Genomic DNA, 5,943 nt, shown 5'->3' with positions numbered 1-5,943 from the left:
GGGGGCGCGCAAGGCGCGCGATCCGTGGCCGGAGCGGGATCTGGCGGTGTTGGCGTTGGCGTTGCTGACGGGGATGCGCTCGGCCGAGATGCTCTCGCTGCGGATGGACTCGCTGGGTGGGCGGCCCGGGGAGCGTCGGGTGCGGGTGGTGGGCAAGGGCGGCGGTGAGCGGGTGTTGCCGATCGAGGCCCCGTTGGAGGCGTTGTTGGAGGCGTATCTGGCCTCGCGGCGTGAGCGGTTCGGGGCGGTGCGGGGTGAGGATGCGTTGTTGGTGGACAACCGGGGTCGGGGGTTGCGGCGCGGGGGCCTGCAGTATCTGGTGCAGCAGTGTTATCGGCATGCGGGGGTGCATGACCGGGTGGCGCGGGGCACGTTGGTGCACGCGTTGCGGCACACGTTCGCGACGCGGTTGGCCGAGGACGGGGCTTCGGTCACCGAGATCATGCATTTGTTGGGGCATGCGTCGGTGTCTTCGTCGCAGGCATATATCGAGGTGAGTGAGGGTGCGCGGCGTCAGGCGGCGTCGGCGAATCGGACCTATGGGGTGTTGCGGGAGCTGTCCGGGTCCGGGGAGTGAGTGGGCCCGGGGTCTTGGGTTTGCGGCTCGGTGGGCGTGGGTGAGGTCCTAGAGTTTGCTGTGTGAAGCGCTTCGAGATTTCGACGGTCAACGTCAACGGGCTGCGTGCGGCGGCCAAGAAGGATCCGGGGTTCGTGGGCTGGTTGGGTTCCACGGGCGCTGATGTGGTGTGTTTGCAGGAGACTCGTGCGCTGGCCGAGCAGCTGCCGGCGTCGGTTCTGGAGTCCAGTGGGTGGCATGTGCAGTTGTGTCCTGCTGCGGCCAAGGGGCGTGCGGGGGTCGCGGTGTATTCGCGGGGTGAGCCCGATGCGGTGCGTGTGGGGTTCGGTGAGGCGGAGTTCGACGCGTCGGGCCGGTACGTGGAGGTTGATCTGGGGCCGGTGACGGTTGCGAGCCTGTATCTGCCCTCCGGTGAGGTGGGTACGCAGCGCCAGGAGGAGAAGGAGCGCTTCATGGCGGCGTTCTTGCCGTACCTGGAGCACAGGTCTGCGCAGGTGCGGTCGGTGGGGCGTGAGTTGGTGGTGTGCGGTGACTGGAACATCGCGCACACCGAGGCGGACCTGAAGAACTGGCGTAACAACCGTAAGAACGCCGGGTTCCTGCCCGAGGAGCGTGCGTGGTTGGGCCGGGTGCTCGAGCGCGCCGGGCTGGTGGACGTGGTGCGTGAGCTGTACCCGGATCAGGCCGGCCCGTATTCGTGGTGGTCCTACCGGGGGCGGGCCTTCGACAACGATGCGGGCTGGCGGATCGATTATCAGATGGCCACGGCGGGTCTGGCCAAGAGGGCGGTCTCGGGACGGGTGGAGCGTGCGGTCGAGCACGGGGCGCGCTGGTCCGACCATGCTCCGGTGACGGTGGCTTATGAGCTGGACGGGGGTCTGTGATGGGTGTGCCGATCGTGTTGGTGCACGGGTTGCGGTTGTCGTCGAGCATGTGGCGGCCGCAGGTGGAGTTGTTGACTTCGCAGGAGCGGCGTGTGGTGGCCCCGGATCTGCCCGGTCACGGGTCGCGGCGGGGTGAGGTCTTCTCGCTGGGTTCGGCGGTCGATGCGGTGTTGGGTGCGATCGACGGCGTGGGTGGCCGTGCTCTGCTGTGCGGGTTGAGTCTGGGTGGTTTTGTTTCGATCGCGGCGGCGGGGGCTTCGCCGGATCGGGTGGCGGGGTTGGTGGCGGCCAGTTGCACGGCCAAGCCGGCGCAGTCGTTGGCGCAGGTGTACCGGATCCCGTCGGTGTTGATGGACCGGTTGCCCGACCGGGGTGCGGCGGTCAATGAGCGCTTCCACCGGTTGACGTTGCGTGATGGTGCGGCTGAGGCGGTGCTGGACGGCGGGTTGGCGGTGGAGGCGGCCACGGCGGTGATCGATGAGATCCAGCAGTTGGACGCGTTGTCGTCGTTGGCCTCCTACGGGGGTCCGGTGTGGTTGATCAACGGGGCGCGGGATCATTTCCGGATCCATGAGAAGAAGTTCTACGACGCGTGTGCGGACGGGCGGTTGGTGAATGTGCCCCGGGCGGGGCACATGGTGAATCTGGACCAGCCGGTGAATTTCTCGCGGATCGTGGCCGATGCTGCTGATGTGGTGGCGGTGCGTGAGGGTGTGCCGGGTCGGTTGGGTCCGGGTTCGGAGTCCCTCTGAGGTTTTCGCGGGTGGGTTCTGGCCCCTGCCCCCTGGTTGGGGGTGGGGGTCAGTTGTGGTCGGGGCGGGTGTCGGGGCGCTGGGGCGGGTTGGTGAGGCTGTAGCCGGGGCGGGGGCGTTCGGGCAGGCGGAAGAAGATCATGGGGTTGGCGTGGCTGGTGCGCACGGGTTCGTTCAGGCCCAGTTCGGTCTTGAGGTCGTTCAGGTGTTGGTGGGCGCGGGGTGCGCGGGCGGCGGAGGCGGTGAAGTAGTTGGTGGTGTTGTTGGTGAGCCATTTGAGGACGATGGCGCCTTCGGTGAAGGGCAGGGCGTAGCGCTGGTGGAAGACGTCGTGGACGCTGACGGGGATGTGCGGGGGCAGGGTGGGCAGTAGGTGGTTGATGTACCAGCGGGCGAACCATCCGTTGTGGGCGGCGTCGAGGAAGAGGTAGTCGGTCTGGGCGGGCATGTGGGCGATCTTGGCGCGGACGTCGCCCTTGGTGAAGGTCCAGCGGTCCTGGGCGAGGTCGTCGGGCACGTGGCGGGGGGCGTGGTCGACGATGTCGAAGGAGTGCAGGTGGCCGGTGCCGTTGTGGGCCAGGGCGGTGAGGATCCAGGTGGTGGACCAGCCGTAGTAGGTGCCGATCTCGACGACGTTGGCGGGCTGGTGTTCGCGTAGGAGAAGGTAGGTGATCTCTGCTTCGATGTCGTCGAGTTGGGGGGTCATGGTGGGGTCGGCGGCGTGGTGGTGGGTGCGCATCTGTTCGCGGGCGTGGGCGAGGTCGTCGCGGTGGGTGCGGTAGAGGGTGGTGATGTGGTCGAGGTCGATGGCGGGGGCCGGGGCGGTGGTCATGGGTGGGTGCCTTTCGCAGGGGTCGGGGCGTCAACAAAACGTGCACTGAATGTAGCAGTTTGATTGCTGTGTGTAGGTGGGGTGGTTGGGGTGTGTCGTGGTAGCGGTCGGCCGGGTGTGATGTGTTCGTGCGGGTGGTGGTTCGGGTGTGGCGGGGTGCGGGTGGGGCCGGTGTGAGCTGGGGGTGTGCGGGGCTCATAAGCTGGTGCGGGTGAGCAGTAGTCAAGAACCGCAACAGAGTGCGGGCAACAACACGCAGGCGGACGGGGGCGGGCTGGCGCACAGTCTGCGCCGTCGCCACATGGCTTTGATCGCCATCGGGGGTTCGGTGGGGGCCGGGCTCTTCATCGGGTCGGGGGCGGTGATCCAGACCGCGGGTCCGGCGGCGGTGCTGTCCTACGTCCTGGCTGGGGCGCTGGTGTTCTTCACCTTGCGGGCCCTGGGAGAGATGGTGGTGGCCGTACCCACCGGGGGTTCGTTCTCCGACCATGCGCGGCTGGCGTTCGGGCCGCGTGGTGGGTTCACCATCGGTTGGCTGTACTGGTGGATGTATGCGGTGCTGGTGGCGGCCGAGTCGGTTGCCGGTGCGTCGATCCTGGCTCAGTGGGTGGCGTTGCCCGGCTGGGTGCTGGCGTTGTTGGTGCTGGTGTCGATGACGGTGGCGAACCTGATCTCGGTGAAGGTCTTCGCCGAGACCGAGTCGGCTTTCTCTCTGATCAAGGTCGCCACGATCGTGGCGTTCTTGTTGGTGGGTGTGCTCTGGTCGTTGGGGTTGTGGACCGGTTCGGACGGGCCGGGGTTGTCGAACCTGTTCGAGCACGACGGGTTCGCCCCGCACGGGTGGGTCGCGGTGCTGGCTGCGACCGTGGTGGTGCTCTTCGCGTTCGGTGGTGTGGAGATCATCACTGTGGCCGCGGGTGAGAGTGCTGAACCGGAGCGGGGTGTGGCTTCGGCGGTGACCAACGTGCTCTGGCGCATCGGTTTGTTCTATGTCGCCTCGATCCTGGTCATCGTGATGGTGCTGCCCTGGCAGACGGTCGATCCGGGTTACAGCCCGTTCGTAGCGGTCATGGAGCACGTGGGTATCCCGGGCGCGGGGCTGATCATGGAGATCGTCGTGTTCATCGCGGTGCTGAGCGTGCTGAACGCGGCGCTGTACACCTCGTCGCGGATGCTGTTCATGCTGACCCGGCAGGGGGATGCCCCCAAGGTGTTGCGGGGGGTGAACCGGCGCGGGGTGCCGGTGCGGGCGATCCTGCTGGGCACTGGTGTGGGGTATGTGGCCGTGGTCGTGGAGTACATGTTCCCCGACGAGGTCTTCCCGTTCCTGGTCGCTTCGATCGGCGCGATCCTGTTGGTGCTGTTCATCACCATTTGCGCTTCGCAGCTGGTGTTGGGGGCGCGGGTGCGCCGTCTGCAGCCGCACCGGTTGACGTTGCGGATGTGGGCGTTCCCGTACCTGACGTGGGTGGTGTTGTTGGGGTTGGTGACCATCGGTGTGGCGATGGCGTTCATCCCCGATCAGCGTCAGGCGTTGTGGGCGACGTTGGCGTCGGTGGTTGCGGCGTTGGTGATCTATGAGGTGCGTCGGCGTGTGGGTGCTCATGCGCCCAGTGTGGTGGCGTTGCCGGTGCCCGGGCGTGAGTCGACCGATGCGTTGCGCCGGGGTGCTGCGGTGAGTGAGGCGGATTGGGCCCGGGAGTCAGGTGGTGGGTCCGGGGCTTGGCCTTGAGGTGGTGTCGGTTCAGGGGTGTCCTTCGTTCGGGAGGGGCACCCCTTTTTTTGTGTGCGGGCAGGGTCAGGGGGTGTCGAAGAGGGCGAGGTAGTCGGTCTTGTCGAAGAGGTGGGCGCTCTCGCGGGCGGTGGGGTGGCCGTTGTCGGGGTCGGCTCCGTGGTGGGTGAGCAGGGCCACGATGTCGTTCTCGCCTTTGAAGACGGCGCCGGCCAGGGGGGATTGGCCGCGGTCGTTGAGGCGGTCCAGGTCGGCTCCGTGGGTGATGAGGGTGGCCACGGTTTCGGGGTGTCCGTGGTAGGCGGCCAGCATGAGCAGGGTGTCGCCCTTGTCGTTGGTGAGGTTGACCGGCAATCCGGCGCGCAGGTATTGGTCCAGGGTCTGGGCCTGGCCTTGGCGTGCGTGGTCGAACATGCGGGTGGCCAGTTCGACGATGTCGGGGTCGTGGTCGGGCTGTTGGTTGCTCACGGGGGTGAGCCTAGCGGGCGTGTCCAGTGCAGCGCATCGGCTGTCTGGAATGCCTGTTGTGGCGCATGTGGTGCTGAACTCGGTTTTTGTCGCTATGGTGCTGCGCAACCCCTGAGAGGAGCTCCCCGTGCGACATTTTGTCGGCTTCTTGTCCGGACTGCTGTTGGGACCGCTGTTGGTCCTGATTGCCGGTTGGGCGTTCTCGCATCTGCGCAATCTGCATGCGGGCGAGGTCTCGGCCCTTGCCGGGTCGGGTCCTTTGGCGCTGTGCGGGTTGGCTGCGGCCGGTCTGATCCTGGCGATGGTGGCGGTCCCGCCGCGCCTGACGCCGATGCTGGCCTTCGGTGCGGCCCTGACGATCGGTGCGTTGAGCGCCGCGGCGATGGTGCGCATGCACCTGCTGGAGCGCCTGCCGATGGTGCCCGGTGTCGAGGGTGCGCTGGTGCTGCTGCCGCTGGGTGTGTTCGTGCCCGTGGTGGTGCTGCTGCTGGCCCCGCTGTTCAACACCCAGCGGTGGGTGCGCGGCGCCGATCGTGAGGTGACCGAGGAGGAGTACTTCGAGGGTCTGTACGAGGAGGACGACCCCTCCCCCGTGCGGCCCAAGCACCGGCTCTGATTCAGCGCCCCTGGTGCGGGCGTGCCCGGGTCCTGGTCGCCTCCCTGTGCCGGGGAGGCGGGGCCCGGGCTTTCGTGTGTGC

Annotated in this window: 7 protein-coding genes; 5 read left to right on the top strand and 2 right to left on the bottom strand. The window is 67.4% G+C overall.

The window, feature by feature from the left end:
- The 3 genes from D474_RS0100970 to D474_RS0100960 all read left to right on the top strand — a co-directional run.
- Positions 1-577 (top strand): tyrosine-type recombinase/integrase (locus D474_RS0100970; RefSeq protein WP_017611732.1); only part of this gene is annotated, 577 nt, incomplete at its 5' end.
- A 62-nt stretch (positions 578-639) separates the two neighbouring features.
- Positions 640-1,461 carry an exodeoxyribonuclease III gene (locus D474_RS0100965; protein WP_017611731.1) on the top strand — a complete coding sequence of 274 codons (822 nt, stop codon included), beginning with the start codon at positions 640-642 and terminating at the stop codon, positions 1,459-1,461.
- Positions 1,461-2,213: an alpha/beta fold hydrolase gene (locus tag D474_RS0100960; RefSeq protein WP_040702887.1), complete on the top strand. Its 753-nt coding sequence runs from the start codon at positions 1,461-1,463 to the stop codon at positions 2,211-2,213. The genes D474_RS0100965 and D474_RS0100960 overlap by 1 nt, the downstream gene beginning before the upstream one ends.
- Before the next feature lie 49 nt (positions 2,214-2,262).
- Here the strand turns inward: D474_RS0100960 and D474_RS0100955 are convergent, their stop codons facing one another.
- Complete coding sequence (locus D474_RS0100955) at positions 2,263-3,045, bottom strand: class I SAM-dependent methyltransferase (protein WP_017611729.1); 783 nt, start codon at positions 3,043-3,045, stop codon at positions 2,263-2,265.
- A 301-nt stretch (positions 3,046-3,346) separates the two neighbouring features.
- On the opposite strand from D474_RS0100955, the gene D474_RS0100950 reads away from it, so the two are divergent.
- A complete protein-coding gene (locus D474_RS0100950) occupies positions 3,347-4,777 on the top strand; it encodes an amino acid permease (protein ID WP_017611728.1) in 1,431 nt (476 codons plus the stop codon).
- A gap of 66 nt (positions 4,778-4,843) precedes the next feature.
- Here D474_RS0100950 and D474_RS0100945 read toward each other — a convergent pair whose 3' ends face one another.
- A complete protein-coding gene (locus D474_RS0100945; protein WP_017611727.1) occupies positions 4,844-5,245 on the bottom strand; it encodes an ankyrin repeat domain-containing protein in 402 nt (133 codons plus the stop codon).
- A gap of 127 nt (positions 5,246-5,372) precedes the next feature.
- Between D474_RS0100945 and D474_RS0100940 the strand changes: the two genes are divergently transcribed.
- Positions 5,373-5,861, top strand: a complete 489-nt coding sequence (locus tag D474_RS0100940; RefSeq protein ID WP_026118059.1) for a hypothetical protein — start codon at positions 5,373-5,375, stop codon at positions 5,859-5,861.
- Positions 5,862-5,943: the final 82 nt, after the last annotated feature.

Origin of the sequence: Nocardiopsis salina YIM 90010, from assembly GCF_000341025.1 — a bacterium.
Lineage (GTDB): Bacteria > Actinomycetota > Actinomycetes > Streptosporangiales > Streptosporangiaceae > Nocardiopsis > Nocardiopsis salina.
This window is presented reverse-complemented; position numbering and strand designations above follow the sequence as displayed.